Source organism: Kitasatospora sp. NA04385, assembly GCF_013364235.1.
Taxonomy (GTDB): Bacteria; Actinomycetota; Actinomycetes; order Streptomycetales; family Streptomycetaceae; genus Kitasatospora.
In genome coordinates this window covers 1,913,450-1,940,045 of the sequence record NZ_CP054919.1, presented here as the reverse complement: position 1 = coordinate 1,940,045, position 26,596 = coordinate 1,913,450, and the positions used below count along the sequence as shown (strand labels likewise).

Here is a 26,596-nt window from a genome sequence, read left to right as displayed (position 1 = left end):
GTGAGGCCGGTTCACGCAGGTGTTTTCCCCCGCGTTCGGAAGTCCACCGAGTCCGTCACCCCCTGGCTCCCGGTCCGCCGTCTTCCGGCGTCGCCCACGCGCTGACGCCGACCGGCCGGGGCCGCCCGTTCCCCCGAAGGGTCCCCGTTGATCACCGTGCACGACCCCGTCACCGCTCCCGACCACCCCGTCACCGCTCCCGACCACCCCCGCACCGCTTCCGCGCACCCGCTCGCCGGGCTCGGCTGGACGGACGGGCGGGCCGCCGCGTTCGCCCCGCTCGCCGCGTCCGGGCTGCTCCCCGGGCGGATCGTCCGGATGGACCGCGGCAGCTGCGAGGTGCTGCTCGTCGACCCGGAGACGGGTGGGCCCGCCGTGCGGCGCGCCGCCACCCGCCCGGTCATGACGGCCGACACCGCGCACAACCCGTGCACCGGGGACTGGGTCGCCTACGACCCCGCCGCCCGGCCCGCACCCGCCCTCGCGACGGTGCTGCCCCGCACCACCGCGATCATCCGCAAAGGCGCCCACAAGCGCTCCGAAGGCCAGGTCCTGGCCGCCAACGTCGACACCGTACTGATCGCCGTCTCGCTCGCCGCGGAACCCGATCCCGGCCGGATCGAGCGCCTGCTCGCCCTCGCCTGGGAGTCCGGGGCCGAACCGCTGATCGTCCTGACCAAGTCCGACCTGGTCCACGACGGCGACTTCGTCCGGGCGGACGTGGAGTCGATCGCACCCGGTGTCACCGTCCTGACGGTCAGCGCCGGAACCGGCGCGGGGATGGACGCGCTGCGCGCCCGGGCCACCGGCTCCTGCGCCCTGATCGGCCAGTCCGGCGCCGGCAAGTCCACCCTCACCAACGCGCTCACCGGGACGGCCGCGATGACGGTCCAGCAGGTCCGCTCGGTGGACGAGAAGGGCCGCCACACCACCACCGTCCGCGAGCTCGTCCCGATCCCCGGCGGCGGCGCCGTCATCGACACCCCCGGCCTGCGCGGCGTCGGCCTCTTCGGCGGCGAGGGCATCGACCAGGCCTTCGCCGACATCAGCGCCATCGCCGCCGACTGCCGCTACGCCGACTGCTCCCACCGCACCGAGCCCCGCTGCGCGGTCCGCGCCGCCCTCGCCGACGGCACCCTCCCCGAGCGCCGCTGGGAGAGCTACCTCAAGCTCCAGCGCGAGAACGACTGGATCGCCGCCCGCACCGACGCCCGCCTGCGCGCCGAACGCGCCCGCCACCGCAAGAACCTCACGAAGGCGGCCCGCTCCCACCCCAGGCCCTGACCCCGCGCGCCGACGGCCCGGGCCCGCCCCTCGCGGGGTGCGGGCCCGGGCCGTCGCGTCACCGGCAGGGCGGTGCTCAGGCGAAGGGGAACCACCCGAAGGGGAACCAGCCGCCGCACTCGGCCGACTTGTCCGGGCGTACGGAGTTCTTGTTCATGCGCACTCCAGTTCATGGACGCGGTGAATGGTGTTCGCACGCTATCGACGCCGGAACGCCGCCACCAGAGGAACCCGCGCATCCGGTTCGGGAGAACCCGCCCCGATGCGGAACGGCCGGTTCGGCGCCCGCCACGGCGATGTCCGATTCCCGCCAGTCGGCGCCCCGGGGATCGCGCAGACTGGAAGGCGTGATCGACGACGAGACCAGGTACCGGGCCGTGGACAGCCGGGACGCCCGCTTCGACGGGGTGTTCTTCACGGCGGTGCGGACCACCGGCATCTACTGCCGTCCGAGCTGCCCGGCCACCACCCCCAAGCGCACCAACTGCACCTTCTACCCCACCGCGGCCGCCGCCCAGGGCGCCGGCTACCGGGCCTGCCGCCGCTGCCGGCCGGACTCCGTGCCCGGCTCGCCCGAGTGGAACCACCGCGCCGACCTGGTCGGCCGCGCCATGCGCCTGATCGGGGACGGCGTGGTCGACCGCGAGGGCGTCGCCGGCCTGGCCTCCCGGCTCGGCTACAGCTCCCGGCAGCTCCAGCGGCAGCTGACCGCCGAACTCGGCGCCGGCCCGCTCGCGCTGGCCCGCGCCCAGCGCGCCCAGACCGCCCGGCTGCTCCTGCAGACCACCGAACTGCCGGTCACCGACGTGGCGTTCGCGGCCGGCTTCGCCTCCGTCCGGCAGTTCAACGACACCATCCGCGAGGTGTACGACCGCACCCCGTCCGCGCTGCGCACCGAGCACGGCGGCCACCGCCGCAGCCCCGCCGGGGGCGGCACGCTCGCCCTGCGGCTGGCCTACCGGGGCGCCGCCGACACCGGCCACCTGCTCGACTTCCTCGCGCTGCGGGCCGTCCCCGGCGTCGAGGAGGTCGTCCCCGGCCCGCTCCCCGGCGTCCGCACCTACCGGCGCACGCTGGCCCTCCCGTACGGGCAGGGCCTGGCCGAGGTCGACGGGCTCGCCCCGGGCGACCGCCCCGACCGCGGCTGGCTGGACTGCCGGCTCACCCTCACCGACCTGCGCGACCTGACCACCGCCGTGCACCGGCTGCGCGCCCTGTTCGACCTGGACGCCGACCCGGACGCGGTGGACGCCCGCCTCGCCGCCGACCCGCTGCTCGCCCCGCTCGCCGCCGCCCGCCCCGGACTGCGCTCGCCCGGCCACGTCGACCCGCACGAACTCGCCGTCCGCGCCGTGCTCGGCCAGCAGGTCACCGTGGCCGCCGCCCGCACCCTGGCCGGCCGGCTCGCCGAGCGCTACGGCACCGCGCTGCCCGCCCCCGACGGCGGACTGCGCCTGCTGTTCCCCACCGCCGCCGCGCTGGCCGCCGCCGACCCGGAACACCTGGCGATGCCGCAGGCCCGGCGCCGCGCCCTGCTCGGCCTGTGCGCGGCGCTCGCCGACGGCACCGTCCGGCTCGACCCCGGCGTGGACCGCGAACAGGCCGCCGCCGAACTGCTCGCCCTGCCCGGCATCGGCCCGTGGACGGTCGGCTACCTGCGGATGCGCGCCCTCGCCGACCCGGACGTGTTCCTCCCCACCGACATCGGCGTCCGCGACGGCCTGCGCGCGCTCGGCGAGAGCGGCGAACCGCGGGCCGCCGCCGAACGCTCCGCCCGCTGGGCGCCCTGGCGCTCCTACGCCCTGCACCACCTGTGGTCGGCCGCCGCCGACCGGACCCGCGCCACCGGCAGCCCTGCCACCGGCAGCCCTGCCACCGGCCGCCCTGCCACCGGCACCCGCGCCACCGACACCCGCACGACCGTGAAGGACCAGCCGTGACCAGCACCGCACCGACCACCGCACCGACCACCGCGCCCACCACCGTGTTCACCACCATGGACAGCCCGCTCGGCACCCTGCTGCTCAGCGGCACCCTCGACGCCGACGGCGCCTTCGCGCTGAGCGCCGTCACCGCCCCCGGCCAGAAGGGCGCGCTCGCCGAACCCGCCGCCCACTGGCGGCCCGACGCCGACGCGCTCGCCCCCGCCGTCGAGCAGCTCACCGCGTACTTCGCCGGCGAGCGCACCGCCTTCGACCTGCCGCTCGCCCCCCTCGGCACGCCCTTCCGGCAGCAGATCTGGGACGCCCTCGACGACATCCCGTACGGCACCACCCTCACCTACGGCCAACTCGCCGATGCCGCAGGTCAGTCGCCCCAGGCGGTGCGCGCGGTCGGCGGCGCGGTCGGCGCCAACCCGCTGCTGATCGTCCGCCCCTGCCACCGGGTGCTGGGCGCCAACGGCAGCCTCACCGGCTTCGCCGCCGGCATCGACGCCAAGCGCTGGCTGCTCGCGCACGAGAGCGGCGACCGGCTGTTCTGACCCGGGAAGGGCCCCGGCGGGCCTCGGCGCGTCGGGCCTCAGCGCGTCGGGTCGGTGCCCGCCAGGGAGCGGGCGAGCAGGTCGAGGCCGGGCAGGGCGCGCATGACCGCCTCGCGGTCGACGGGGGACAGACCGGCCAGGGCGGCGGCGAGGCGGCGCTCGTGGGCGCTCTGCCAGTCGCGCAGCTGCTGGTGGCCGGCCTCGGTGAGGGCGATCCGGGCGGTGCGGCGGTCGCCCGGGTCGGGCTGGCGGTCGACCAGTCCGGCGTCCAGCAGCTTGGAGATCAGGCCGCTGACGGTGTTGGGGGCCAGCCGCTGACGGGCCGCCAGTTCGCCCACCCGCAGCGGGGAGGCGGCGAGGGTCTGGAGCAGTTCGACCTGGGCCATCGGCAGCGCCTCCCAGGGGAACTCGGAGCGGATCGAGCTCCGCAGCGCCCGGCGCAGCCGGGTGATCACGTCGGTGAGCTGCTGCGCCCCGGCGAGTGCGTCGGTGCCCGCGCCCTCGGCACCTGGCGGGTTCGGAACGGGCTGGGGCTGCGAAGACATGCCGGACAGCGTAGCGTCCGGCAACCGGCGGACCGCCGGGAGTCCACCCGTCGACCGGCCGAAACGCACGGCTGTCCGACCGGGGGAGCGGCGGCGCCGGGCGGCCGCCGGAGCCGCTCGCCCGGGATCGCCCGGGAAGATCGCTCGGGAGAGATTGTTCGGGGCCGGAACCACTCCTTGAGCGAGTATGTCGGAAGCAGATATGTTCGGCGCATGGCTGAACCCGTGGCCGCCTCCCGGCTGCTCGACACCCTGCAACTCGCCGAACGCCCCCGCCCCCGCGCCGTCGCCCGCTGGCCGCACGCGCACTGGCTGGCCGTCGGCACCGTCTGCCTGGGCGCGTTCCTCGGCCAGCTCACCGCCAGCGTCACCGCGCTGGTCTTCCCCGCCCTGGAAGCCCGCTTCGGCGCCTCCTTCGCCGCCGTCGAATGGGTCTCGCTGGCGTACCTGCTGGTGCTGGTCGCGCTGCTCGCCCCGGTCGGGCGGCTGTCCGACCTGGTCGGCCGCAAGACCGTGTACCTGGGCGGGTTCGCGGTCTTCGCGGCCGCCTCGCTCGGCGCCGGACTGGCCGGGAACCTGGGCGTGCTGGTCGCCTGCCGGGCGGTGCAGGCCGTCGGCGGCGCCATGATGCAGGCCAACAGCGTCGCCCTGGTCGCCCGCGGCGTCCCCGGGCGGGCGATGCGCCCCGCGCTCGGCGTGCAGGCCGCCGCCCAGGCGCTCGGCCTGGCGCTCGGCCCGACCCTCGGCGGCCTGCTGGTCGCCCACGCCTCCTGGCGCTGGGCGTTCTGGGTCAACGTGCCGATCGGCGTGCTCGGGATGCTGGCGGGCTGGTTCCTGCTGCCGCGCACCTTCCCCGACGGCCGCCGCCCGGCCCGGACGGCGCGGCCCGAGGGACGGTTCGACCTGGCCGGACTGCTGCTGCTGGCCGTGTCCTCCACCGCGCTGCTGCTCGCCCTGTCCGCCGCCTCCGGCCTGCCGCTGCCCGGTCGGGCGGTCGTCGCGCTGCTCGCCGCCGCCGCCGCGGGCACGCTCGCCCTGGTCCGGCAGGAACGCCGCGCCGACCGCCCGCTCGTCCCGCCCGGCCTGGTCAACACCCCCGGCATCCGGGCCGGGCTGCTGGTCGCGCTGATCGGCTACCTGCTGCTGTTCTGCCCGCTCGTGCTGGAACCCGCCGTCCTCGCCGGACGCGGCACCGCCGCCACCGCCGCGGGCGCCGCGATCACCGCCCTGCCCGCCGCGTTCGCCCTCGCCGCCACCGTCGGCGGCGCCCTGCTGCCCGCCGCTGGAGCGACGCCGCCCGCTGCCGCTGCGGCGCGCTCACCGCCGCCGCCGGACTGCTCGCCCTCGCCGCGCTGCCCGCCCCCGGCCCCTGGACGACCGCCGCGCCGCTGCTGCTCACCGGCTACGGCCTCGGACTGCTGCTGCCCGCCAACAACGCCCTGGTGATGCGGGCGATCCCCGCGCCGAGCTCGGCCGTCGGCGGCGGGCTGGTCAACATGGTGCGCAGCCTGGGCACCGCGCTCGGCACCGCGCTGCCGGTGCTGGCCGTCCACCGGGCCGGGGCGGCGGCGGGCGGCCGGATCGTCCCGCTGCTGCTCGCGGCGGTCGCCGTGCTGGCCGTCCGGCTCTGCCGGGACTGAGCGGGCCCGGTAGCGCCGAGGGTGAGCGGGCCCGACACCGCCGGAGGGCGCCGTCCCGGGTGCTCCGGGGCGGCGCCCTCCGGCGCGACGTGCGGGCGGGCGGGTGCCCGGCGGCTCAGGGAACGGGCTGGGCGCCGCGCTCGGCGAGCATGTCGGTCATCAGCTGGATCTCGGCGTGCTGCGCGTCGACCATGCCCTGGGCGAGCCGCTTCTCCGGGGCGTTCGTCCCCGCGTCCACGTACGCCTGGGCCATCTCGGCGCCCGCCCGGTGGTGCTTGATCATCAGCTGTAGGAAGAACACCTCGGCGTCCCGCCCGCTGAGCGAACGGAGCTTGTCCAGCTCGGTGTTGGTCGCCATGCCGGGCATCAGCGAGCCGTCGTGCGCCTCGTAGGTGTGCCCCATCCAGGCCATCGGCTTGGCGGTGGTGCTCTGCGACAGGCCCCACTGGTCGAGGAAGCCCATCAGCATGCCGCGCTGGTTGGCCTGCGTGTTGATGATGTCGAACGCGAAGCCGCGCACCGCCTCGTCCTGGGTGCGGTCCCGGACGATGAACGACATGTCGATGGCCTGCTGGTGGTGCGTGGCCATGTCGCGGGCGAACCCGGCGTCCGCCGAGTCGGTGGCCGGAGCGGCCGGGGCCGCCGAGGCGGCCGCCGAACTGCCGGACGCGGGCGTGCCGCCCGAGACCAGCGCCGGGACGCCGAGCCCGAGCGCGACCACGGCCGCCAGCGCGGCGGGCCACCAGAACGCCCGCCGACCGCGCCGGGCGGCCGGCTGCTCCGGCCCGTACCCGTCCTCGTGCTCCGCGGACTCCTGTTCCGCGGACTCCTGCTCCGGCCCGTCGCCGGCGGGGGCCGCGGTCACATCTGCCCCGAGCTGCAGCTGGCGCCCTGCTCCAGCGTCTGCGGGCCCTGCACGAACTTGGCGAAGAAGGTCTCCACCCGCGGGTCGCTGGCGGAGTCCACCACCAGCTGGTTGCTCCACGCGGTCAGCGTGATGGTGCCCTGCTCGTCCGGGTACGGGCTCATCAGGCTGTACGGGGTGGCCTTGACCTTGTCGCTGAGGGTCTTGATGTCCTCGGGGGTGGCCTTGCCGTTGTAGGTGACCCAGACCGCGCCGTGCTCCAGCGAGTGGACCGCGTTCTCGTTCTTGACCGGCTTGTCGTAGACGTTGCCCATGCAGGTCTGCCAGACCGGGTTGTGGTCGCCGCCGACCGGCGGGGTCTGCGGGTACTTCACGTCGGTCTGGACGTGGTTCTGGCTGAGCTTGCCGAAGGTCTGCAGGCCCGGGATGTCGGCCTTCGCGGCGTCGTCCTTGGCCTTCTGCGCCGCGTCGGCCGAGGCCTTGGCCGCCGCCGCCTTCTTGTCGCTCTTGTCCTTGGCGTCCAGCGCCAGCCAGGTGCCGCCGCCGATCATGGCGAGCACCAGGGCGGACGAGATGCCGATGGTGAGGATCTTGTTGCGGCGCTCGCGGCGCTGCTCGACGGCGCGCAGCTCGGCGATCCGGGCCCGGCGGTCGGCCTGCTGGGCGGACTTGCTGCCCGGCTTGGGCTGCTTGCCGGTGGGGTTGGACTGCTTCGAGGCGGAACCCATGGGTGTCTTCCTTGTCCCCGCCGCGACGAGCACGGCGGTCTGCGGTGTGGTGGGGGCAGCGGAGCCGACGACCTCCCCGCCGGGCGGGGCGCAGGTCGGCGGTGGGTTCCGCTCAGGACCGGTGAACCTGCAGGACGTGCAGGTCGGGCGCGTGGTGCGACCCCGTCGGGACAGCGCAGGCCGAGGCGGCGGGCGTCACCGGCGGGGCGACCAACTGCGGTCGGACGGCCGTGCCGGGCTGCGGGGGCGCGTTCGGCAGGTGCGACTCGGGGCCGCAGAAGGGGTGGCTGGAGCAGCCGTGGCCGGGCCCCGGGTCCGGGACCTCCGCGGCGCACAGGATGACGTCCGCGCCCGGGACGCCCGCGGCCGACGGCAGGTGGTGCGACAGGGGCGCCGTCCCCGCGGCCGTGCGTGCTACGGCCGTACCGGCGGTGGTTGCTGCGGTGGTCCCGCCGGTCGTCCGTGCGGACGGCCCGGCGGGGGCCTGGCCCGGACGCGCGGACGCGCCGTGCGACTCCTGGCCGGGGGCGGAAGCCGGGGAACTCAGCGTCCGGGCGCTCGCCGTGCACGGCAGCATCGCGAGCAGCGCGGCCAGCAGCAGGGACCACAGCACCGCCACCGGACGGAGCACCGCGAATGCGGGCCCCCCGGGGCGGGTACGAGATCCTGGCGCGGCCATGCGCACATATTAATCAGCCGATCGGGTGAAGCGGTGCCCCTCCTGGTCTCTCATTTTCCGGCCGAACGCCCTTCACCCCTGCCCCCGAAGACCCTGTTCGGGCTCGTCCGGACCGGGCCCGTCCGCCGGTGCACCACCTGTGGCCGGAACCCTTCCCGGACGTCCGCGCGATGTTCCGAATCCCGGACACCGTCCTCGTCCTTCGGAAGAATGACCTGACGTCCGGCCCCCTCACGGATCAGGAGCGGTCAGTTGAACGAGCAGGGCGCACCCAGGCAGCCCCGTCCCGACGACGCCTGGTGGCACACCGTCTACACGGGCCCGGCCGACACCCTGCCCGACACCCCCGCCGCCGACACCGGTGCCGGGACCGTCGACGACTGGTTCACCACCGCCGCCGGACTCATCGCCCCGCAGCGCCGACCCCCGCAGGACGCCCCCGCGCAGGTTCCGGCCCCGGCGCCCGTGAGGGAGGAGGACGCGCCGGTCGGGGAGGAGCCGCCGATCGAGCCCTCGCCGCGCAGCTGGGCCGAGGCGGCCTGGCCCGACCTCCAGCCGAACCTCTCGAAAGAACCGGCGGCGGAAGCGGTCGAAGAACCGGCCGAAGAACCGACTGCGGGGCCGGTCGGGGAGCCAACGCCGACGCTGACGGACCTTCCGGCCGCTGAACCGGAACCGGCGTCGGAACCCGAGCCCGCGCCCGCGCCCGCGCAGACGGTGGCGGGCCTTCCGGTGGCCGAACCGGAACCGGCGTCGGAGCCCGAGCCCGCGCCCGCGCCCGCGCAGACGGTGGCGGGCCTTCCGGTGGCCGAACCGGAACCGGCGTCGGAGCCCGAGCCCGAGCCCGCGCCCGCGCAGACGGTGGTGGACCGCCCGCAGCCCGAGCGGGCCGCGCCCTGGCGGGGGCGTCCGCAGGAGCCCGCCGTGCCGCACGTGGGGAGCGGCCCCCGACGTACGCGCCCGAGCCCACCGCACTGGCCGCCGCCGACCCGGCCGGGCTGGCCGCCGTGGTGCCCGACACCGCCATCGACGGCGCCCAGTTCGGGGGCACCACGCTGCGGGCGGTGTCCATCCGCGGCGACTCGGCCCGCTACCGGGGCGAGCCCCGCACCGACGCCCTGCTCACCGTCCGGTTCGGCGAGGGCGAGGAGGCGCTCGTCCTGACCGTGCTGGCCGCGCCCGCCCGCCGGGCCAACGCCCAGTGGGGGTCGGCCGCGGCCGCCGAGTCCGCTCGGCAGCTGGCCGCCGCGATCGGCCGCAGCCGGGCCGAACTCGCTGCCGACCTGCGGGCCGGGGCCCGCGACCGTCTGCGCTACGGCCTCCAGCGGATCGCCCTGCGTTCGGCGGCCCAGCTGCGCAGCGCCGCGGAGGAGGCGGCGCAGGAGGCCGCGCAGGACGGCGACGCGCCGTCCGACCTGCCGCCCGAGGAGACCGCCTCGCTGCACTGCCTGCTGATGTCCGCCGACCCGGCCGCGACCCACCGCGCCGCGTTCGGCACCGGCCCCGGCGGCCTCTACCTGCTGCGCTCGGGCCACTGGATCGACGCCTACGCGGCCCGGCTGCTCCACCACCCCGACGGGCAGCCCCCGCTGCCCCCGGCGTCGATGCCCGCGCCCCGGCCGTTCCGCTTCCGCCTCGTCCCGGCCACCTCCGGCGACATCCTGCTGCTCTGCACCCCGGGCCTGGCCACCCCGATCGCCGAGGAGCCCGCGGTCGCCCACTTCCTCTCCAGCCACTGGGCCCACCCGCACCCGCCCGGCACCGTCGACTTCCTCCGCCAGATCCAGGTCCGCGCCAAGGGCTACGCGGACGACCGCACCGCGGTGGCGGTCTGGACGGACTGAGCACCCAGGAGCCGGGCCCGGGGAACAGCGGGAGCCCCGCCGTTCTCACAGGCCCAGCAGGGCGTGCGCGGCGGAGGTCGCGTGGGCGAGGGCGCTTTCGCGGGTGGTGCCGGGCAGGCCGATGGCGAGGGGGACGGCGAGGCCGTCGAGGAGGGCGCGCAGCTGGGTGGCGCGGGCGGCGGTGGGGGTGGCCGGGGGGAGGACGGCGGTTTCGCGGCCCTCGTCGAGGAGGGCGGTCAGGTCGTCCTGCCAGGGGGCCTCGATCTCGTGCTGGCCCTGGCGGAGGTCCGCGGTGCCGGGGGAGCGGCTCCACACCTCGATCCACAGGATCCAGCGCGGGTCGCCGGGCCCCTCCGGCAGGTACAGCTCCAGGTAGCGGGCGAGCCGTTCGAGGACGGGTGCCTCGCGGCGGGCGAGTTCGCGGCCGCGCCGCTCGCCGAGCTGGGCCTCGCTCCAGCGGAGGGTCTCCAGCAGGAGCTGGTCCTTGCTGCCGAAGTAGTAGAGGAGGTGGCCGGCGCTCATGCCGAGCTGCTCGCCGAGGCCGGCCATGGTGAGCCGGGCCAGGCCGTGTTCGGCGATCGCGGTGCGGGCGGCGGCGTAGACCTCTTCGCGGGGGCGCGCCGGCCGACGGGTGCGGGGCTGCGCCATCCGTACTCCTCGGTGCGTCGACTGTTCGGGTCCAGTCTCCCGCACGGGGTGGGAGGGGGGTCACCAGCCGCCGTGTTCGCGGCTCTCGACGGTCTCCCGGCGGCCGTCGGCGCGCCCGGCGCGGTAGGCGCGGCGGAGCAGGGCGGTGGCCGGGCCGGGGTCGAGGCCGGGGGCGAGGCGGAGCAGTTCGGCGGCCAGGCCGTCCAGGGTGTCGCGCCCGGCGACAGGCTCGGTGGCGGGTTCGGGAACGGGTTCGGGGGTCATGCCCCCCATCACACCGCTCCCCGGCGGGGTTCGCCCGGCCGGGGAGCGGTGGCGGGAGGTCAGGCGCCGGGGCGGCGGCCGTACTGGGTGGACCAGCGCTCGCCGGGCAGCACGAGGTCGGCGGTCTCGACGGGGCGGCCGGTGGCCTGGTCGTAGTGGGTGCGGCGGATGGCCAGGGCGGGCGCCCCGGGGAGCAGCGCGAGGGTCTGGGCCTCGGCGCGGGTGAGGCCGCGGGCGGTGACGAGTTCGACGGGCTCGCCGACCTCGATGCCGATGACGGCCATCCGCGCGGCGACGCCGAGGCCGATGTACGGGCCGGCCTCGGGCAGCACGATCAGGTGCCGGCCGGTGACGGCCATCGGCTCCCAGGAGTCGGCGAGGTACCCGGGTTCGCCGTCGACCAGGTAGACGTACGTGGTGTGCATCAGCGGGGTGCCGGCCTCGACGCCGAGGCGCTCGGCGACGTCGGCCGTGGCGGCCTCGGTGGTGGACTGGCTGCGCAGCCCGGTGGTGACGCCCTGTTCGGCGAGGAAGGCGTTGTCCGGCCCGGGCGCCCCGTCCGCGGGCCGCCGCCGCACCAGGGTGCGGTGCGCCTCCTGCTCGCGGACGAAGTAGCCGCGCCCCTGCTGGGCGAGCACGACCCCCTCCTGCTCCAGCAGCCGGTACGCGGACTGTCCGACGCCGTGGGAGAAGCCGTACTGCTCCTGGAGGTCGGCCAGGGACGGGAGTCGGCTGCCGGGCGGGTACTCGCCCGCGGCGATCCGGTCCCGGATCTGCTCGGCCACCTGCAGGTAGGCGGAGGGCCCGCTGGTGGTCATGGATCGTCCTCCGAAGGTGTGCGGGTCCAATCGACTGGTGACACAGTATCCCTCGCGCCACTACTCTATGTGTAGATGCCTAGTCTACGTGTACCCCTGGGGGAGTGGTGCAGATCAGTACGCGTGCGGCCGACCTGTGGGCGGCGATCGAACGGGCGACGGGTGCGCGGGCGGACGTGCGGCTCACCGTCAGCAGCACCAGGATCAGCGTCCCCGCCCCGCCCGAGGACGCTCCGAGCTGGGGCGAACTGCTCAAGGCCCTGCGCACCGCCGACCGCTGGGGCTCGGTCACCGCCGACGGGCGCACGGACGTCTGGGCCCAGATCGACGAGGACGGGTGATCCCCGACCGCCGGCGGAGCGGGCGCCGCCCGCGCCGACGCCGCCGGGAAGGGCCGGGGGGTGCGCCGCGCCCGCGGCCGGCGGCGCGGAAAGTCGGCCGGAAAACGGCCTCCCCGGCCGGAAACCGCCGACCGGGGAGCAGTGTTCCCACCGGCCGCGACAGTACGTGCACTGTCGGGCCCGTACCCGGCGCGAACCCGCCGGGGCGGGGGCGTCAGGCGCGCGGCTGTTGCTGAAGGACAACCTGGCCTTCATTCACCGCGTTCTGGGAGATCTGGTTCGACCAGGCTGGGACCGGGCCGACAAGTGCTGGGCAATCGCCCGCAACCACATGCGTGACATTGTCGAGGCGTTGGCCGAACGCTACGGGTCGGTGAAGGTGACGATTGACTTTCGGACGACCGGCAAGTGCGACACCCGCTGCCGCGATGCAGAGCATGACGACTGCGACTGCCAGTGCCTTGGCGAAAACCCCGGTAGCGCCGCGTATTGGAGGGGCTGGACGGAGGTGGGCGAGACAGCACTGGTCGAAGTTGGCATCGCCCGGCGAACCTTCCTGGTCACCAGGCCCTGAACACCACAGCCCCGTCTCCTTCGGGAGGCGGGGCGGTTTTGTGCGTCCGGGTTACGGGCGAGCGGCTGCGACCGCGTCGGTGTACAGCTCGGTGGTGAGGTCGCTGTCGGCGATGCCGAGCCCGTGCAGCACGGCACGCACCACGACGAGTGCGGCCGGCAGTTCGGCCGCGTCCGCGGCGGACGTCTCGACCTCCAGCCAGGTGCCGTCGATCTCAGGCACCCGGACCAGCGTGGCGAGCACCTGGCGCCCATCGGCGGTGAGGTCGTAGTTCCGGCACCGCTTCTCGAAGGCGATCCGAGGCACGTACCCGAGACCGCGGAAGATCTCGTGAGCGGCGGCCGGGTCGGCCACCTTCGTCTCGAACTCCGGCTTCGACCCGGAATCCGCATCCACGCGGGCGCCCTTGTAGGTGAGCACGGTGCGGGTGGAGTCCGGTCCGTGCACCGTCCGGATGCGCAGCTCCCGATCGGCGTCCATCAGGCCGCCCGCCGGCTCGTCGTAGTAGGTGTCCTGGTAGACGTCGACCCGATCAGGTCCGCCGGTCTTCTCCAGTGCGGCGAGCACGCTCTCGGGGTCGCGCACGATCGCTTTCAGCTCGGCTTCGATGGCCACCTGGTCCTCCGTCAGATGATGCGGGTGCTGTCCTCGACCAGGGCATCAAACAGCCTGCGGAACCCCGCCCACAAGGGGCCTCCGGGGGTACGGACCAGCTTGTACGTCGCGGACTCGTGCCCCTCCCGGCCGACGTCGAACGCGCCGACGTACAGCACCGGGCCGAGCCTGATGACCCGCCAGACCGGCAGCGTCCGGTACCGGTACACCTCCACCCCGCCACCGGCGTCCGCCAGTTCGCGCAGCCGGGCCTCCGCGGTGCGGATGCCGCTGGACAGGGATTCGGTTGATTCGCCGATCTCGACGGCCCGCTGCCGGGCGGCCGGACTGTCCGGGTCGAGCAGCAGCACGCGCAGGCGCGGCGGGGCGTCGCCGTCGCGGTCGAGGTGGGGGCGCAGGAGGCTGTTGGAGAGGCCGAGGAGGCCGAGTCCGCGGACGGCCAGGACGTCGATCTCGCCGGTGGCCCGGGCGGCGTGCTGGATCTCGGCAGCCGCGGCGTCCTGGGCGCTGTAGACGCGGACGATCTCCGGCCATGCGGCGAGGTCGAACGCCACCGCGCTCGCCCGCTGACGGGCGGCGAGGCCGAGCACCTGGCGGGCGCTGTCCGGCATGGTCAGGCCCTCCGCGATCCGCTCGAACACGTCGAGCCTGTGGACCTCTCTGCGCCCGTTCATGATCTCGTTGACACGGGACTGCGTCATGCCGATGGCCATGGCGATGCGTCCCCGGCTGGCGCCGGTGTGGTGCTGCACCCAGCGCAGCAGGGCGCCCATCTGCCGGTCGATCAGAGCATGGCGGACGTCCGAGTGCCGCCAGGCCGCATCGGGCAGCGACAGGGGCATCAGGGCGGGCGGACTGCTCACGGTCAACCTCCGGCAGAGCTATCTCACGGTGAGATCACCGGCGTGATATCGCCCTGCGTGGGCATTCAGCCGATTCTGATGATGCGGCAGATCGGCGGCCAGACATGGCGCTCGGTGCCGCCTTCGTCCGCATGCGACAGGGGATCATCATGGCCGAGAAGACCAGGCAGGGCCGCAGGCCCCGCATCGAGTGGCCGGTCGGCGATGCCGCCGATGTTCCGCACCGGCCGTGCGGCCAGTGCGCGCGGTGCGTCTCCGGCACCGACCCCGCTCTCGAACCCGAGACGGGCGCCTGCATCGTGCAGATCCCGGGCGTCATGGGCGAACGCACCTACCCGACGGTGAAGGAAGCCGGACAGGCTCTGTGGGCCGTGCTCCGGACGTTGCCGCTGGGGTGGGACCAGGCCGAGGCGTACCGGGTGTTGCTGCACGACCCCGGGTTGTTGGCGGGGCACCTTGCACGGGGGCCGCAGCGGTTGGCGTTCGTGATGGACGGGCGCAGTCGCGAGGTTCGTCTCGCGTGTGCCGGATGAACGGCGTGGACCCGGTCGCGCGGGAGGTCTTCGAGCAGGCCGCCGTCGTTGCCGCGTTGCTGGACGGGGAAGTGCCGGTGGAGCAGCTCGACTGCGGGTGCTCCCGCATCCGGGTCGACCTGGCCGGCGCAGACCGGCTGGTCGAGGGCGAGATCGTGCAGCACCTGGCACGCGCCGCTACTCGGTTCGGCGGCCACAGCTCGTCCGGCATCGACGACCGCCGGGACCTGTGGGCGGAGTTCCACACCGCCACCTGCACCGGGCAGCCGACGTGACCGCCCGCCAGACGGTGCGGGCCGTCCACCGGATCGAGGAACTGCGGCGCGGTCCGGACGGCGCGCCACTGTGGGGCATCCGCCGGCCGGACGGCACCTGGGTGCAGTCGATGGGTGAGCCGCAGTGGTACATCAGCCGTGGGGTCGCTGAGCGCGATGCCGCCGGGCTCAACCGGCACTACGGGCTGGCGTGGCTACTCGCCCCCGTCGCGGAACAACTGCCACAGCGGCACCCCTGGCGCGTCGGCGACGACGAGGTAGGCACTCGGCGAGGGGGCTCGGGCTCCGGCGGAGGGTGGAGACGGGAGGGGAGACGGGACCCCCTCCCGCGGGCTGTCGAGGTCGGGTTGCACCGGGCGCCCCCAAGTGCACGACAACCCGACCTCGATGCGGATTCTTGATCGATTGGGAGAGGCTGGGAGGCGATCTCGGAAACCTACCTCCAGATCCCGCCGCCTTCCGCCAGGAGCTGCAAGGTCCGAAATGTCATTTCGGCAGGTCGGAGCGCTTGACCTGCCGAAACATTAGGCGCGCGGCTGCTGCTGGGTGATGCAGTGGATGCCGCCGCCGTTGGCGAAGATCTCGCGGGCGTCGACCAGTTCGACGGTGCGGCCGGGGTAGGCCTTCTCCAGGATCGCCTTGGCCTGCTCGTCGCGCGGGTCGTCGAAGGCGCACAGCACGACGGTGCCGTTGGCCACGTAGTGGTTGATGTAGGAGTAGTCGACCGGTTCGCCGTCCTCGTCGAACAGCACGGTGGGGGCCGGGAGTTCGATCACTTCGAGGGTGCGGCCGCGGGCGTCGGTGGCGGCGCGCAGCAGGTCGGCGAGCTCCTGGCAGACGGCGTGGTCCGGGTGGGCCGGGTCGGGCTGGGAGTGGACCACCACGGTGCCCGGGCGGACGAAGGCGGCGACGATGTCGATGTGGCCGCGGGTGCCGAACTCGTCGTAGTCGCGGGTCAGTCCGCGCGGCAGCCAGATCGCCTTGCTGGTGCCCAGGTGGGCGTGGAGCTCCGCCTCGACCTGCTCGCGGGTCCAGTCGGCGTTGCGGCCCTCGCCGAGCTGCACGGTGTCGGTGACCAGGACGGTGCCCTCGCCGTCGACGTGGATGCCGCCGCCCTCGTTGACCAGCCGGGAGGCGAAGCGCCGCACGCCGGTCAGCCCGGCGACGTGCTCGGCGATGTCCTGGTCCTTGTCCCAGCGGGCCCAGGACTGCGCGCCCCAGCCGTTGAACACCCAGTCGGCGGCGGCGAGTTCGCCGTCCTCGCCGATCAGGAAGGACGGGCCGATGTCGCGCATCCAGGCGTCGTTCAGCGGCCGTTCGACGATCTCCACCTCGGGGGCGAGGTAGCGGCGGGCGGCCTCGCCCTCGCCGGTGTTGACCACCAGGGTGACCGGCTCGTAGCGGACGACCGTGTTGGCGACCTCCGCCCAGGCGCGGCGGGCGGCGTCCAGCTGCTCGGCGCCGTCGAAGGTCGGGTTGGCGGTGGGGAAGGCCATCCAGGTGCGCTCGTGCGGGTGCCACTCGGCGGGCATCCGGAAGCCGAGCGCGGCGGGGGTGGGGGAGCTGCTCATGAGGGGGGAGTCCTAAGCGGGGGAAGGGAGTTCTGCGGTGGGTGCGGTCAGAGGAAGTAGAGGCGGCTGAGCGAGACCGAGTCGGCGGGCGCCGAGCGCAGCGGCTCGCCGTCCAGCGAGACCAGGCCGGTCGCGGAGACGTCGACCCGCCCGATCCGGCCGTTGCGCAGCATCGAGCGCGGGCCGATGCCGCGGGTGCCGCGCACGCCCACCCGCCGCCTGCGGGTGGGGAGTTGGTCGGCCGCGACGTCCAGGTAGGCGGAGTCGGCGGCGGCCTGGGCGACGAACGCCACCGAGAGGTCCGCGGCGGTGGCGCCGTGCGCGCCGAACTGCGGGCCCAGGACGAGCGGTTCGCAGCGGTCGGTGGAGGCGTTCGGGTCGCCGACCACGCCGTACGCGGGGAAGCCGGCCTTGAGGACCAGCTGCGGCTTGGCGCCGAAGTGGTCGGGGCGCCACAGCACGATGTCGGCCAGCTTGCCGACCTCCAGCGAGCCGATCTCGTGCGAGAGGCCGTGCGCGATCGCCGGGTTGATGGTCAGCTTGGCGACGTAGCGCAGCACCCGCTCGTTGTCGTCGCCGCCCTCGGCCGTTCCGTACGAGCCGGTGCCGTCCAGCGGGCCGAGCTCGGCCTTCATCTTCCCGGCCATCGCGAAGGTGCGGCGCACCGTCTCGCCGGCCCGGCCCATGCCCTGGGCGTCGGAGGAGGTGATGCCGATGACGCCCAGGTCGTGCAGCACGTCCTCGGCGCCCATCGTCCCGGCCCGGATCCGGTCCCGGGCCATCGCGGCGTCGCCGGGCAGGTCGGGCTTGAGGTCGTGGGCGGAGACGATCATGTCGTAGTGCTCGCCCAGCGCGTCCCGGCCGAACGGGAGGGTGGGGTTGGTGGAGGAGCCGATGACGTTCTCCACGCCCGCCATCTTCAGCACGTTCGGCACGTGGCCGCCGCCGCAGCCCTCGATGTGGAAGGCGTGGATGGTGCGGCCCTCCAGCACCGCGAGGGTGTCCTCCACCGACAGGCACTCGTTCAGCCCGTCGGTGTGCAGGGCGACCTGGACGTCGTACTCCTCGGCGACCCGCAGCGCGGTGTCCAGCGCCCGGGTGTGCGCGCCCATGTCCTCGTGCACCTTGAAGCCGGAGGCGCCGCCCTCGGCCAGCGCCTCCACCAGCGGGGCCGGGTCGGAGGACGAACCGCGGCCCAGGAAGCCGATGTTGACCGGCCAGGCGTCGAAGGCGTTGAAGGCGTGCCGCAGCGCCCACGGGGAGTTGACGCCGACGCCCCAGACCGGGCCGAACTCCTGGCCGATGATCGTGGTCACCCCGGAGGCGAGCGAGGCCTCCATGATCCGCGGGGAGAGCAGGTGCACGTGGGTGTCGACGGCGCCCGCGGTGGCGATCAGGCCCTCGCCGGAGACGATGGTGGTGCCGGTGCCGACCACCACCTCCACCCCGTCCAGGGTGTCCGGGTTGCCGGCTCGGCCGATCGCCGCGATCCGGCCCGCCCGGATGCCGATCGAGGTCTTCCGGACGCCCTGCACCGCGTCGATCACCAGCACGTTGGAGACCACCACGTCGCAGGTCTCCCGGACGGCGGCGGGCTTCAGGTGCAGGCCGTCCCGGGCGGTCTTGCCGAAGCCGGCCAGGAACTCGTCGCCCGGGGCCTGCGAGTCGGACTCGACCCGGACGATCAGCCCGGAGTCGCCGAGCCGGACCCGGTCGCCCGCGCGCGGGCCGTGCACCGAGATGTAGTCGTGCGGGGTGATGGCGCTCATGCGGGGTCCTTCCGGGCGGTCGAGGGGGCCGGGGCGGTCGGGGCGGGGGCCGGAGCGGCGGGGCGCCGGGCGGTCACTGCGCGGGCCCGGCGTCGTCGAAGGCGCTGTCGAAGGTGTCGTCGGTGTCGTCGAACTCGGTCAGGTAGCCGGTCGCCCGGGCCTTCGCCAGTGCCGCGTCCTTCGCGCCCGGCGCGTCCAGCGGGCCGTCCACCAGGCCCGCGAAGCCGATCGCCACCCGGGCCCCGCCGATCGGCACCAGGCCGACCTCGACGGTGGCGCCCGGGTCGAAGCGGACCGAGGAGCCGGCCGGCACCGCCAGGTGGGTGCCGTACGCGGCGGCCCGGTCGAAGGCCAGCCGCGGGTTCGACTCGAAGAAGTGGAAGTGCGAGGTCACCGAGATCGGCACCGCGGCGGTGTTGTGCACCGGCAGCAGCAGGGTCTCCTCCACCGGCTCGTACCCCGTCCCGGCGCCGGGCAGCGCCGCGCCCGGCGCGTCCGGGCCCAGCGAGCCCGCGCCGCGGAACGGGTCGGTGACCACCGCCAGCCGCGTCCCGTCCTCGAACACCGCCTCCACCTGCACCACGGTCACCACGTCCGCGACGCCCGGCAGCACGTCGTCGGCGCCCAGCACGCCGCGCCCGGCCTCGATCGCCTCGGCCAGCCGGCGGCCGTCGCGGGCCGCCTCGCAGACGGTGTCCGCGATCAGCGCGGTCGCCTCGGGGACGTTCAGCCGCAGGCCCCGCGCCCGCCGGGCGCGGGCCAGTTCGGCCGCGGTGAAGATCAGCAGCCGGTCCCGTTCAGTGGGGGTCAGTCGCACGGTGCCTCGCTCGGAGAGGGTCGCGGGGAGGGGGTCGGTACAGATGTTAGAACGCCGTTCAAACTTAGCACCGCCGACACTCCAGGCGGCAGGGGAGGTGAAATCGGGGGCCCGGGCCGCGAGGGGTTCGCCGCTCCCCGAGCCCCCGGCGGGGCTTCTGCTTCGCCTGAGGAGGGGTTTTCCGGTGGTGGAGTGGGCAAGAGGAGAGCGAGAAGCGGTTGGCCGCCCCGGTGGGGGAGTGGGGGCGCGCCCAGGAACTACGGCGGGGGCGTACGAGGTTGATGGACGGTCAGGCAAGGTTTCCGCGGCAGCGGTCGGCTTCGTGGCGGGAGGGGGCCGAGCACCAGGGGTCGGCGCACGGCGCGCCGGCGGCGTACCAGCCCGGGTGCGCGCTGCACCGCCGGCTGCACGCCGCGCTGGACGCGGCGGACCTGCCGGCGGTGGGGGCGATCCGCCGCAGGCTGCGGACGGCGCTCGACCACTGGGGCGTCCCCGAGGAGCTGGCCGACACCGCCGAGCTGCTCGCCTCCGAGCTGGTCACCAACGCCCTGGTGCACACCGGCCGGGGCGCGGTGTTCGACGCGGTGCTGACGGAGGAGTCCCGGCTGCGGGTCGAGGTGCAGGACGGCGCGGTGCAGGTGCCCAGCCGCCGGGCCGCCTCCGACACGGCGACCTCCGGGCGCGGGCTGTTCCTGGTGGAGGCGCTGGCGGACGACTGGGGCGTGCAGCTGCGGGCGGACGGGAAGACCACCTGGTTCGAGCTCTCCGCGGCCTGAGCCCGACCCGACCCGACCCGGGCCGGAGCCGAGAGCGGCCCGAGCCCGGCCCGAGAGCGGCCCGAGCCCGACCCGGGCGGGGAATTCCGGGGCCGAACGGGGGGCTCCGGCGCGTGAATATGCCAGTGGCGATCGTGTGCGATCCTTGCCGTTCGGCGCACCGGCATTGCCGCCTTGCCGAACATACGACAGGCTAGTGAGAATGTGTGCCAGTAGGCACACACCATCATCGCGGTCCGGCCGGCCCAGTAGGGGACACGGGGAAACCAGCGGCCGCCACGCAAGGCACCGGCAGGAGAAGCATGGCCACAGAGCCCGAGGCGCCTGGGCCCGCCCGCCGCACCCCGCCCGCCCAGGCCACCAGGAACGAGACCCCGGCCAACCCGCTGCGCACCGCCCTGGGCGCGCCCGGCGAACGGGCCGGCGAGCGGGCGGCCGGACGGACCGTCCCGCCGCCGTCCGGCCGCGGCCTGCCCACCCGCACCGGGGACTCCAGCCCCGAGTGGCTGGAACCCGCGATGGCCGCCAACGGCATCGGCTCGTTCGACTGGGACATCCGCCGCGACGTCCTGGTCGGCGACCAGCGCGCCTGCGCGATCCTCGGACTGACCGGCCAGGCCTTCGACCGCACCTCCGCCTCCTTCCTGGCCCTGCTGCACCCCGAGGACGCGCCCGTGGTGCGCCGCCGGGTCGAGCGCGCCGTCGCCGAACTCGGCCAGTGCGGCGCCTACTACCGCACCGTCTTCCCCAACGGCGAACTGCACGCCGTGCGCTTCCGCGGCCGGGTCCTCGCCGACGCGTTCGGCCGCCCGTCCCGGATGGTCGGCTTCGTCTGGGACGCCACCGTCGAGCTGCACAAGCGCGAGCGCGCCGACGAGCAGGCCCTGCTGCGCGAGGAGCGCTCCCGGTTCATCAAGGAGGCCGCCCGGGCGCTCTCCGAGGCGGTCACCGTCCGGGACGTCGCCCGGGTCTTCACCGAACTCCCGCTGCCCGGCCTCGGCCCCGACGGCCTCGCCCTGGCCTCGCTGGAAGCCGGCCGGATCGCCCTGCTCGGCTCCAGCGGCTACCGCAGCGCGCTCAGCGACCAGTTCGACCGCATCCCGCTCGCGCCCAGCCACCCCGCCGCCGAGGCGATCCGGCAGCGCGCCCCGATCTTCGTCTCCAGCCGCGAGGAGTACCGCGAGCGCTACCCCGACGCCTGGGACTGGGCCGAGGACAGCGGCCGCTCCTCCTGGGCGTTCCTCCCGCTGGTCGCCAGCGGCCGCCCCACCGGCATCTGCGTGGTCTCCTTCGACGACGCCCGCGAACTCGACGCCGACGAGCGCACCCTGCTCTCCACCCTCGGCGGGCTGGTCGCCCAGTCCCTCGCCCGGGCCCGCCTGCACGACGCCGAGCACGAGCTCGCCGCCGGCCTGCAGCGCGTCATGCTGCCCCGCACCGTCCCCGCCGTCCCCGGCGTCAGCACCGCCGTCCGCTACCTCGCGGCCGGCTCCGGCCTCCAGATCGGCGGCGACTGGTACGACGTCGTCCCGCTGCCCGGCGGGCACGTCGGCCTGGTCATCGGCGACGTCCAGGGCCACGACGTGCACGCCGCCGGCATCATGGGCCAGCTGAGGATCGCGCTGCGCGCCTACGCCGCCGAGGGCCACCCGCCCGCCGCGGTGATGGCCCGCGCCTCCCGCTTCCTCGCCGACCTCGACACCGACCACTTCGCGACCTGCACCTACGCCGAGGTCAACGTCGACTACGGCGTCGTCTACGCCGTCCGGGCCGGCCACCTCGACCCCGTGGTGCGCCGCGCCGACGGCACCGCGCACCCCGTCCCGGTCTCCGGCGGCCTGCCGCTGGGCGTCGACCCCGACGAGGAGTACCGGGTCACCCGGTTCAGCCTCGACCCCGGCGAGACGGTCGTGCTCTGCACCGACGGACTCGTCGAGGCCCGCGACATGGACCTCGACACCGGGTTCGCCCGGCTCTGCGCGACCGTCTCCGGCCACCTCCCCGGCATCGACGAGTCCCCCCGCGAACCGCTGGAGGAACTCGCCGACCGGATCGCCTCCCAGGCCGCCGACAGCAGCGAGCGCGAGGACGACATCGCGCTCCTGCTGCTGCGCTGGGACGGCCCGGCGGGCGGGCGCGCCGCGCAGCAGCTGCGCCGCCGGATCGGCCAGGCCGACCTGGCCCGGATCGCCGAACTGCGCGGCGAACTCCGGGACGCGCTGCGGCGCTGGGGCGTGCCGGAGCTGATCGACACCGCCGAACTGCTCTCCTCCGAACTCGTCACCAACGCGATCCGGCACACCGACCGGGACGCGATGTTCACCGCCCGCCTCTACCAGGAGCACGGCCGGGCCCGGCTGCGCGTCGAGGTCGAGGACGAGTCCGACCTCTGGCCCACCCGCCGCACCCCCGGCGAACAGGCGTCCTCCGGCCGCGGCCTGATGCTGGTCGAAGCGCTCGCCGACACCTGGGGCGTGGAGCCCCGGGGCACCGGCAAGCGGATGTGGTTCGAACTCAGCAGCTGACATCGGGGGCTCGGGGAACGGCGAGCCCGGGTCTGTCGGCGGTGCACTGCCGTTGCGCGCAGCTGCTTCGGGTTCCGTTCACTGCACGCAGCAGCACGGAGACTCCGACGGGCTCCGGCCGTCAGCAGCATCGACTCGCCGTTCCCCGAGCCCCTCGCAGGGCCAACGCCGCTTCAGCCGAACTGCTGCTCCAGGTCCTTGAGCTTCTGCTCCAGGGAGTCGAGCCGGGGCAGCGTGACGGTGTCCTCCTCCGGGGTCAGGTCGACCACGCTGCGGTGGGCGGCGGGGGTGGCGGGGAGGCCGGTGGGGGTCGCTATGGCGGGCTCCGTCGGGGCGGTGGGGGCGGTCGGGGCGGGGGCGGGTTCGAGCTGGCGGGCGGTGCGGTGGCGCCAGCCGGCACCGGGCTGGCGGCCGATCGCCCGGATCTCGGCGCGCTCCCGGCGGGAGGCCATCCGGCGGCGCTCGCGGTCCTCGGCGGCGGTCCGCTTGTCGTCGCGGACCTCCTCGACCGCCTCGTCCAGGGTGCGCACGCCCTCCAGCAGCATCAGCGACCAGGCGGCGTACGTCTCGCGCGGGGCGCGCATCCAGCGGACCACCCGGATCTGCGGGAGCGGGCGGGGGACGAGCCCCTGCTCGCGCAGCGCGGCGACCCGGGTCTGCTTCAGGGCGCGGTCGAAGAGCACCGCCGCCGAGAGCGACATCCCGGCGAAGAACTGCGGGGCGCCGTCGTGGCCCAGGCCGCGCGGGGCGTGCACCCAGTTGAACCAGGCGGACGCGGCGGCGAACAGCCACACCAGCAGGCGGGAGCCGAGCGCCGCGTCGCCGTGGCTGGCCTCGCGGACGGCCAGCACGGAGCAGAACATCGCCGCGCCGTCGAGCCCGAACGGGACGAGGTACTCCCAGCCGCCGGAGAGCCCGAGGTTCTGGACGCCGAAGCCGACCAGCCCGTGGAAGGAGAGCGCGGCGGCGACCGCGGCGCAGCAGAACAGCAGCAGGTAGGAGGCGCCGCCGTAGAGGGACTCGGTGCGCCGCCGCCGCTCCTCGGCGCGCTCCCAGGCCGAGTCCGAGCCGCTGCCGCCGGAGGCGGTGGCGGTGGCCGAGCCGGTGCGGCTGCGGGCGAAGGCCAGCAGGGCGATGACGGCCACCAGGGCGGCCGTACCGGCGACGGCCCAGCCCAGCGGTATGTCCGACAGTCTCATGACCTGATCCAGCCTCGCTTTCCGGTCGTGATGGCGGGGACCATCATGGCGGAGAAAATCGGCGATCACGGCGGGATCGGGGCCATTACCCCGTTAGGGGGGAATTCCGGGCGGGGGAATGAATTATCGTCAGACCGGCGGTGCTATTGGGCGCGCGGGCAGCTGACGCAGAGTTCGGTCGGCCGGACGGTGTAGTAGAGGCAGCAGCTGACCCTGGTCCGGGCCCGGGCGCCGTCCGTCCCGCGGAAGCCGGGCGTGCCGACGAACGGGGCCGCGGCGGCGTCGCCGGTCAGCAGCGCCTCCAGCGCGGCCACCGCCCGGGGCTCCTCGCCGAGCAGCCCGGCGACGTACCAGAGGCCGTCCACCACGTCGTCGGTGACCAGCGCCCACAGGGTGCGCGGGCCGCGGCGCACCGCGGGGCGGAAGGAGTCGAGCAGCGGCGCGAAGTGCTCGGCGAGCGCGGTGCGCAGGGCGGCGTCGAGCGCCGGGCGGTCCGGGACGACCAGGGCGTCGGGCCGGCCGGCCGCCGGGTCGTCGGGCAGGCAGTGGAAGCCCGCCGGGCGGGCGGTGAGCTCGCCGGTGGTGCGGTTGATCGACACCCGGGACGGCGGCAGCACCGGCACGCGGCGCTCCAGCAGCCAGGGCAGCGTGAAGGCCAGCGAGACCGGCCAGGCGTAGCGGTGCAGGCTGAACCCGGCGGTGACGTCCGGCCGGGTCGGGGCGCCGTACAGGTCGAGGCCGAGCCGCTCGTCGAAGGCGATCATCGCCTCCAGCGCGGACCGGTCGCCGGCCAGCGCGGCGGCGGTGGTCCAGCCGGAGCCGGTGCGCGGGGCGGCGTGGTGGATCCGCAGGTCCGGGAAGACCCGGCCGAGGCGCAGCCAGCTGTCCAGGCAGGGCGGTGCCTCGAGGGCGGCGGGCGGGACGGCGGAGGCCGTGGAGGGGGACTGCTCGACCTGGTAGGTGGTCACGCGGGCTCCCTGGGTGGCGCTCCCGGGGCGGGCCCGGGCACGGCGAGGTGGACCTGCCCGGACTGCTGCTCACCCCGGGCAGGTAAGGCTCACCTTAGCTGATGCCGTGCCGCAGGTCGTGACCGGTGCCGCCGTCCGGGGGACCGGGTTGCGCCGGGACCTGCGCCAGCCGTCGCGCCAGCCACACCGGCACCCCGCCGAGCGCCTGCACCAGCCGGGACGCCTCCGCCCGCAGCCGCTCCGCCTCCGCCGGCTCCGACACCTCCGCCAGCGAGGCCAGGGCCGGCGCCACCCCCACCGTGAAACCCAGTTCCTCGCGCAGCCGCAGCGAGGCCGCGAACCCCGCGTGCGCCCGCTCCCGGTCGCCCGCCGCCCGGGCCAGCCCCGCCAGGTGGCGCCAGGTCGAGGAGCGCAGCAGCTCGTCCCCGCGCTCCCGGGCCCCCTCGTGCGCCCGGGCGTACGCGCTGTGCGCCGCCACCGGGTCGTGCAGCAGGTTCTCCGCGACCAGCCCCCGCCGGAAGTCCAGCAGCGGACGGCCCGGCGCCTGCGGCGCCAGCAGCGCCGAGGTCCGTCCCAGTGCGGCCTGCGCCTCGTCCAGCCGGTCCCGCCGGCCCAGCACGCTCGCCACGTACGCCAGGAACCCCCGGGCGCAGGACGCCGCCGCGCGCGCCTCGATGCCGGCGACCGACGCCTCCGCCTGGCGCAGCGCGTCCTCCGCGCGCTCCCAGTGGTCCGCGGTGAACAGGCACTGCTCGATCAGGAGCTCCGCCCGCTGGAGCGCCGCGGTCGGGTCCCGTCCGGCCTGCGGGCGGAGCAGGTCCGCCGCCTCCTGCCAGCAGCCGCGCGACCTCAGCCGCCAGACGACGTCCGCCATGCCCCCCGGGGCAGTCCCGTGCACCGACAACGCCACCTCCTTGTGCGCGCCATGCAACGACCCGCCGGCCCAAGGGCCCGCGCCGTGGCGGCAATTCAACACGCGCGGGAGCTTGTGCACCAGATCACGAGCGCGAGGAAATCCGGAACGGCCCGATCCGGACGGTGGTCGCCGGGCGGGCGCGGCGGCGGCCCGCCGCCGCGGCCTCAGGAGGTCCAGCCGGTCTCCATCAGGGCCTCGGCGGCACCGTTCGACGGCTGCGGGATGCCCGCCGCGTCCAGCGTGAACAGCGCCACCAGCAGCTGTTCACCGCGCACCACGGTCTGCCGGGAGTAACCCGAGACGGTGAACATGGCGGCCGCGACGTCCTCGCTGTGGAGCGTTTCCAGCCACAGGCACTCCACCGCCTTCACGTCGGCGGGCTCCGTCCAGGTGTCCACCCGGGCCACCATCCGGCTGCCCAGCAGCGTGGTCGAGTCCCGCTCCTGCCCCGGCACCAGCTCCAGGTCGTAGAAGCCCAGCCACTGCAGGTACCGGGCCGCCGTCAGCACCGCGTCCTGCGGCGTGCGCACCGGCTGCGGACGGAACGGCGGGCGCAGCGCCCGGGCCCGGCCCGAACCGGCCGCCAGCGGGTCCGGCGCCGCGGCGGGCGCGGCCGGCGGGACGGCGGTGGTGTACGGGCGGGCGCTCTCCACCGGACGGGCCGCCCGCGCCTCGGTGCTCTGCAGGCGCGGCACCCGGTCCACCGGCAGCCGCACGGTCGCCCCGCAGTCGCAGGTGAACTCCGGCTGCGGCCACTGGTCGCTGCGCCCGCAGTGCGGACAGCGCATGCTCAGCCAGGAGTCCTCCCAGGACCGGAACCTGACCTGCACCGGCACCCCGCCGCGCAGCAGCGGCACCCGCAGCTGCGCCCCGCACGGGCACGGCAGGCTCGGCGGTTCGTACCGGTGCTCGGCCCGGCAGGCCGGGCAGCGCAGGTGGCTGGCCCCCGACGGCGAACCGGGGGAGAAGCCGGTCGGCACCCCGGCGTCGGCGGCGGTGTCAGCGGCGTCGGCGGCGTCCTCGGGCAGCGGCATGGCGGTCACCGTCCGTTCGGATC

Annotated in this window: 28 protein-coding genes; 12 read left to right on the top strand and 16 right to left on the bottom strand. The window is 75.2% G+C overall.

Features of this window, described 5'->3' with window-relative positions; genetic code table 11:
* The first annotated feature begins 156 nt into the window (after positions 1 to 156).
* The 3 genes from rsgA to HUT16_RS08415 all read left to right on the top strand — a co-directional run bounded on the left by rsgA (position 157) and on the right by HUT16_RS08415 (position 3,766).
* On the top strand, positions 157 to 1,284 hold the full coding sequence (gene rsgA / locus HUT16_RS08425; protein WP_176192565.1) for a ribosome small subunit-dependent GTPase A: 1,128 nt from the start codon (positions 157 to 159) through the stop codon (positions 1,282 to 1,284).
* Between the two features lie 296 nt (positions 1,285 to 1,580).
* Positions 1,581 to 3,224, top strand: a complete 1,644-nt coding sequence (locus HUT16_RS08420; protein WP_303392072.1) for a DNA-3-methyladenine glycosylase 2 family protein — start codon at positions 1,581 to 1,583, stop codon at positions 3,222 to 3,224.
* Between the two features lie 56 nt (positions 3,225 to 3,280).
* The gene (locus HUT16_RS08415) at positions 3,281 to 3,766 is read left to right on the top strand and encodes a methylated-DNA--[protein]-cysteine S-methyltransferase (RefSeq protein WP_176192564.1); all 486 of its coding nucleotides are present in this window, start codon (positions 3,281 to 3,283) and stop codon (positions 3,764 to 3,766) included.
* Between the two features lie 38 nt (positions 3,767 to 3,804).
* Here the strand turns inward: HUT16_RS08415 and HUT16_RS08410 are convergent, their stop codons facing one another.
* The gene (locus HUT16_RS08410; RefSeq protein WP_176186962.1) at positions 3,805 to 4,311 is read right to left on the bottom strand and encodes a MarR family winged helix-turn-helix transcriptional regulator; all 507 of its coding nucleotides are present in this window, start codon (positions 4,309 to 4,311) and stop codon (positions 3,805 to 3,807) included.
* 213 nt (positions 4,312 to 4,524) lie between these two features.
* Between HUT16_RS08410 and HUT16_RS08405 the strand changes: the two genes are divergently transcribed.
* The gene (locus tag HUT16_RS08405; RefSeq protein ID WP_176186960.1) at positions 4,525 to 5,757 is read left to right on the top strand and encodes an MFS transporter; all 1,233 of its coding nucleotides are present in this window, start codon (positions 4,525 to 4,527) and stop codon (positions 5,755 to 5,757) included.
* The gene (locus HUT16_RS08400) at positions 5,757 to 5,951 is read left to right on the top strand and encodes a hypothetical protein (RefSeq protein ID WP_176186958.1); all 195 of its coding nucleotides are present in this window, start codon (positions 5,757 to 5,759) and stop codon (positions 5,949 to 5,951) included. Before HUT16_RS08405 ends, HUT16_RS08400 begins: the two co-directional genes overlap by 1 nt.
* A 115-nt stretch (positions 5,952 to 6,066) precedes the next feature.
* Here HUT16_RS08400 and HUT16_RS08395 read toward each other — a convergent pair whose 3' ends face one another.
* From HUT16_RS08395 to HUT16_RS08385, 3 genes are all read right to left on the bottom strand, one after another.
* Positions 6,067 to 6,672: a DUF305 domain-containing protein gene (locus HUT16_RS08395; protein WP_254898265.1), complete on the bottom strand. Its 606-nt coding sequence runs from the start codon at positions 6,670 to 6,672 to the stop codon at positions 6,067 to 6,069.
* A 140-nt stretch (positions 6,673 to 6,812) separates the two neighbouring features.
* Positions 6,813 to 7,544, bottom strand: a complete 732-nt coding sequence (locus HUT16_RS08390; RefSeq protein ID WP_176186955.1) for a DUF3105 domain-containing protein — start codon at positions 7,542 to 7,544, stop codon at positions 6,813 to 6,815.
* Between the two features lie 112 nt (positions 7,545 to 7,656).
* Positions 7,657 to 8,163 (bottom strand): hypothetical protein, encoded by a 507-nt coding sequence (locus HUT16_RS08385; protein ID WP_217712042.1) that lies wholly within the window; start codon positions 8,161 to 8,163, stop codon positions 7,657 to 7,659.
* 1,067 nt (positions 8,164 to 9,230) lie between these two features.
* On the opposite strand from HUT16_RS08385, the gene HUT16_RS08380 reads away from it, so the two are divergent.
* Complete coding sequence (locus HUT16_RS08380; protein WP_254897712.1) at positions 9,231 to 10,067, top strand: protein phosphatase 2C domain-containing protein; 837 nt, start codon at positions 9,231 to 9,233, stop codon at positions 10,065 to 10,067.
* A 45-nt stretch (positions 10,068 to 10,112) separates the two neighbouring features.
* On the opposite strand, the gene HUT16_RS08375 is transcribed toward HUT16_RS08380, so the two are convergent.
* Genes HUT16_RS08375 through HUT16_RS08365 form a run of 3 tightly spaced genes read right to left on the bottom strand, consistent with a single transcriptional unit; the run spans position 10,113 to position 11,797 of the window.
* A complete protein-coding gene (locus HUT16_RS08375; RefSeq protein WP_176186951.1) occupies positions 10,113 to 10,715 on the bottom strand; it encodes a TetR/AcrR family transcriptional regulator in 603 nt (200 codons plus the stop codon).
* Between the two features lie 60 nt (positions 10,716 to 10,775).
* Entirely contained in the window at positions 10,776 to 10,979 is a 204-nt protein-coding gene (locus tag HUT16_RS08370) for a hypothetical protein (protein WP_176186949.1), read from the bottom strand.
* 59 nt (positions 10,980 to 11,038) lie between these two features.
* Positions 11,039 to 11,797 carry a GntR family transcriptional regulator gene (locus tag HUT16_RS08365; protein ID WP_176186947.1) on the bottom strand — a complete coding sequence of 253 codons (759 nt, stop codon included), beginning with the start codon at positions 11,795 to 11,797 and terminating at the stop codon, positions 11,039 to 11,041.
* A 104-nt stretch (positions 11,798 to 11,901) separates the two neighbouring features.
* On the opposite strand from HUT16_RS08365, the gene HUT16_RS08360 reads away from it, so the two are divergent.
* Entirely contained in the window at positions 11,902 to 12,138 is a 237-nt protein-coding gene (locus tag HUT16_RS08360) for a hypothetical protein (RefSeq protein ID WP_176186946.1), read from the top strand.
* Between the two features lie 229 nt (positions 12,139 to 12,367).
* Positions 12,368 to 12,712 (top strand): hypothetical protein, encoded by a 345-nt coding sequence (locus HUT16_RS08355; protein WP_176186944.1) that lies wholly within the window; start codon positions 12,368 to 12,370, stop codon positions 12,710 to 12,712.
* Between the two features lie 51 nt (positions 12,713 to 12,763).
* Here HUT16_RS08355 and cyaB read toward each other — a convergent pair whose 3' ends face one another.
* The gene (gene cyaB, locus HUT16_RS08350; RefSeq protein WP_176186942.1) at positions 12,764 to 13,327 is read right to left on the bottom strand and encodes a class IV adenylate cyclase; all 564 of its coding nucleotides are present in this window, start codon (positions 13,325 to 13,327) and stop codon (positions 12,764 to 12,766) included.
* A gap of 11 nt (positions 13,328 to 13,338) precedes the next feature.
* A complete protein-coding gene (locus HUT16_RS08345; RefSeq protein ID WP_254897711.1) occupies positions 13,339 to 14,190 on the bottom strand; it encodes a helix-turn-helix transcriptional regulator in 852 nt (283 codons plus the stop codon).
* A 149-nt stretch (positions 14,191 to 14,339) separates the two neighbouring features.
* On the opposite strand from HUT16_RS08345, the gene HUT16_RS08340 reads away from it, so the two are divergent.
* Positions 14,340 to 14,723: a hypothetical protein gene (locus HUT16_RS08340; protein WP_176186940.1), complete on the top strand. Its 384-nt coding sequence runs from the start codon at positions 14,340 to 14,342 to the stop codon at positions 14,721 to 14,723.
* Positions 14,720 to 14,998, top strand: a complete 279-nt coding sequence (locus HUT16_RS08335; protein ID WP_176186938.1) for a hypothetical protein — start codon at positions 14,720 to 14,722, stop codon at positions 14,996 to 14,998. Before HUT16_RS08340 ends, HUT16_RS08335 begins: the two co-directional genes overlap by 4 nt.
* Before the next feature lie 524 nt (positions 14,999 to 15,522).
* Here HUT16_RS08335 and HUT16_RS08330 read toward each other — a convergent pair.
* The 3 genes from HUT16_RS08330 to ureA form a co-directional block, all read right to left on the bottom strand.
* Complete coding sequence (locus HUT16_RS08330) at positions 15,523 to 16,569, bottom strand: agmatine/peptidylarginine deiminase (protein ID WP_176186936.1); 1,047 nt, start codon at positions 16,567 to 16,569, stop codon at positions 15,523 to 15,525.
* A gap of 47 nt (positions 16,570 to 16,616) precedes the next feature.
* The gene (locus HUT16_RS08325) at positions 16,617 to 18,338 is read right to left on the bottom strand and encodes an urease subunit alpha (protein WP_176186934.1); all 1,722 of its coding nucleotides are present in this window, start codon (positions 18,336 to 18,338) and stop codon (positions 16,617 to 16,619) included.
* A 73-nt stretch (positions 18,339 to 18,411) separates the two neighbouring features.
* A complete protein-coding gene (gene ureA / locus HUT16_RS08320) occupies positions 18,412 to 19,155 on the bottom strand; it encodes an urease subunit gamma (protein ID WP_176186932.1) in 744 nt (247 codons plus the stop codon).
* A 281-nt stretch (positions 19,156 to 19,436) separates the two neighbouring features.
* Between ureA and HUT16_RS08315 the strand changes: the two genes are divergently transcribed.
* Positions 19,437 to 19,931 (top strand): ATP-binding protein, encoded by a 495-nt coding sequence (locus HUT16_RS08315; protein WP_176186931.1) that lies wholly within the window; start codon positions 19,437 to 19,439, stop codon positions 19,929 to 19,931.
* Positions 19,932 to 20,233: 302 nt separating this feature from the next.
* Entirely contained in the window at positions 20,234 to 22,456 is a 2,223-nt protein-coding gene (locus HUT16_RS08310; protein WP_176186929.1) for a SpoIIE family protein phosphatase, read from the top strand.
* Positions 22,457 to 22,629: 173 nt separating this feature from the next.
* Here the strand turns inward: HUT16_RS08310 and HUT16_RS08305 are convergent, their stop codons facing one another.
* The 4 genes from HUT16_RS08305 to HUT16_RS08290 form a co-directional block, all read right to left on the bottom strand.
* Entirely contained in the window at positions 22,630 to 23,655 is a 1,026-nt protein-coding gene (locus tag HUT16_RS08305; protein WP_176186927.1) for a DUF2637 domain-containing protein, read from the bottom strand.
* 143 nt (positions 23,656 to 23,798) lie between these two features.
* Positions 23,799 to 24,623, bottom strand: coding sequence for a (2Fe-2S)-binding protein (locus HUT16_RS08300; RefSeq protein WP_176186925.1), 825 nt, complete (start codon positions 24,621 to 24,623; stop codon positions 23,799 to 23,801).
* A 94-nt stretch (positions 24,624 to 24,717) separates the two neighbouring features.
* Positions 24,718 to 25,497 carry a hypothetical protein gene (locus tag HUT16_RS08295; RefSeq protein WP_176186923.1) on the bottom strand — a complete coding sequence of 260 codons (780 nt, stop codon included), beginning with the start codon at positions 25,495 to 25,497 and terminating at the stop codon, positions 24,718 to 24,720.
* A 206-nt stretch (positions 25,498 to 25,703) separates the two neighbouring features.
* A complete protein-coding gene (locus HUT16_RS08290; RefSeq protein WP_254897710.1) occupies positions 25,704 to 26,573 on the bottom strand; it encodes a hypothetical protein in 870 nt (289 codons plus the stop codon).
* Between the last annotated feature and the right edge of the window lie 23 nt (positions 26,574 to 26,596).

What these genes read in the sequence shown, in the direction of transcription:
- HUT16_RS08340 (WP_176186940.1), top strand. Translation starts at nt 14,340, where the DNA reads ATGGCCGAGAAGACCAGGCAGGGCCGCAGGCCCCGCATCGAGTGGCCG.
- HUT16_RS08290 (WP_254897710.1), bottom strand. Translation starts at nt 26,573, where the DNA reads ATGCCGCTGCCCGAGGACGCCGCCGACGCCGCTGACACCGCCGCCGAC.
- HUT16_RS08415 (WP_176192564.1), top strand. Translation starts at nt 3,281, where the DNA reads ATGGACAGCCCGCTCGGCACCCTGCTGCTCAGCGGCACCCTCGACGCC.
- HUT16_RS08370 (WP_176186949.1), bottom strand. Translation starts at nt 10,979, where the DNA reads ATGACCCCCGAACCCGTTCCCGAACCCGCCACCGAGCCTGTCGCCGGG.
- HUT16_RS08315 (WP_176186931.1), top strand. Translation starts at nt 19,437, where the DNA reads ATGGACGGTCAGGCAAGGTTTCCGCGGCAGCGGTCGGCTTCGTGGCGG.
- HUT16_RS08335 (WP_176186938.1), top strand. Translation starts at nt 14,720, where the DNA reads ATGAACGGCGTGGACCCGGTCGCGCGGGAGGTCTTCGAGCAGGCCGCC.
- HUT16_RS08325 (WP_176186934.1), bottom strand. Translation starts at nt 18,338, where the DNA reads ATGAGCGCCATCACCCCGCACGACTACATCTCGGTGCACGGCCCGCGC.
- HUT16_RS08405 (WP_176186960.1), top strand. Translation starts at nt 4,525, where the DNA reads ATGGCTGAACCCGTGGCCGCCTCCCGGCTGCTCGACACCCTGCAACTC.
- HUT16_RS08365 (WP_176186947.1), bottom strand. Translation starts at nt 11,797, where the DNA reads ATGACCACCAGCGGGCCCTCCGCCTACCTGCAGGTGGCCGAGCAGATC.
- HUT16_RS08330 (WP_176186936.1), bottom strand. Translation starts at nt 16,569, where the DNA reads ATGAGCAGCTCCCCCACCCCCGCCGCGCTCGGCTTCCGGATGCCCGCC.
- HUT16_RS08305 (WP_176186927.1), bottom strand. Translation starts at nt 23,655, where the DNA reads ATGAGACTGTCGGACATACCGCTGGGCTGGGCCGTCGCCGGTACGGCC.
- HUT16_RS08420 (WP_303392072.1), top strand. Translation starts at nt 1,581, where the DNA reads ATGTCCGATTCCCGCCAGTCGGCGCCCCGGGGATCGCGCAGACTGGAA.
- HUT16_RS08375 (WP_176186951.1), bottom strand. Translation starts at nt 10,715, where the DNA reads ATGGCGCAGCCCCGCACCCGTCGGCCGGCGCGCCCCCGCGAAGAGGTC.
- HUT16_RS08400 (WP_176186958.1), top strand. Translation starts at nt 5,757, where the DNA reads ATGCGGGCGATCCCCGCGCCGAGCTCGGCCGTCGGCGGCGGGCTGGTC.
- HUT16_RS08310 (WP_176186929.1), top strand. Translation starts at nt 20,234, where the DNA reads ATGGCCACAGAGCCCGAGGCGCCTGGGCCCGCCCGCCGCACCCCGCCC.
- HUT16_RS08410 (WP_176186962.1), bottom strand. Translation starts at nt 4,311, where the DNA reads ATGTCTTCGCAGCCCCAGCCCGTTCCGAACCCGCCAGGTGCCGAGGGC.
- HUT16_RS08390 (WP_176186955.1), bottom strand. Translation starts at nt 7,544, where the DNA reads ATGGGTTCCGCCTCGAAGCAGTCCAACCCCACCGGCAAGCAGCCCAAG.
- HUT16_RS08295 (WP_176186923.1), bottom strand. Translation starts at nt 25,497, where the DNA reads ATGGCGGACGTCGTCTGGCGGCTGAGGTCGCGCGGCTGCTGGCAGGAG.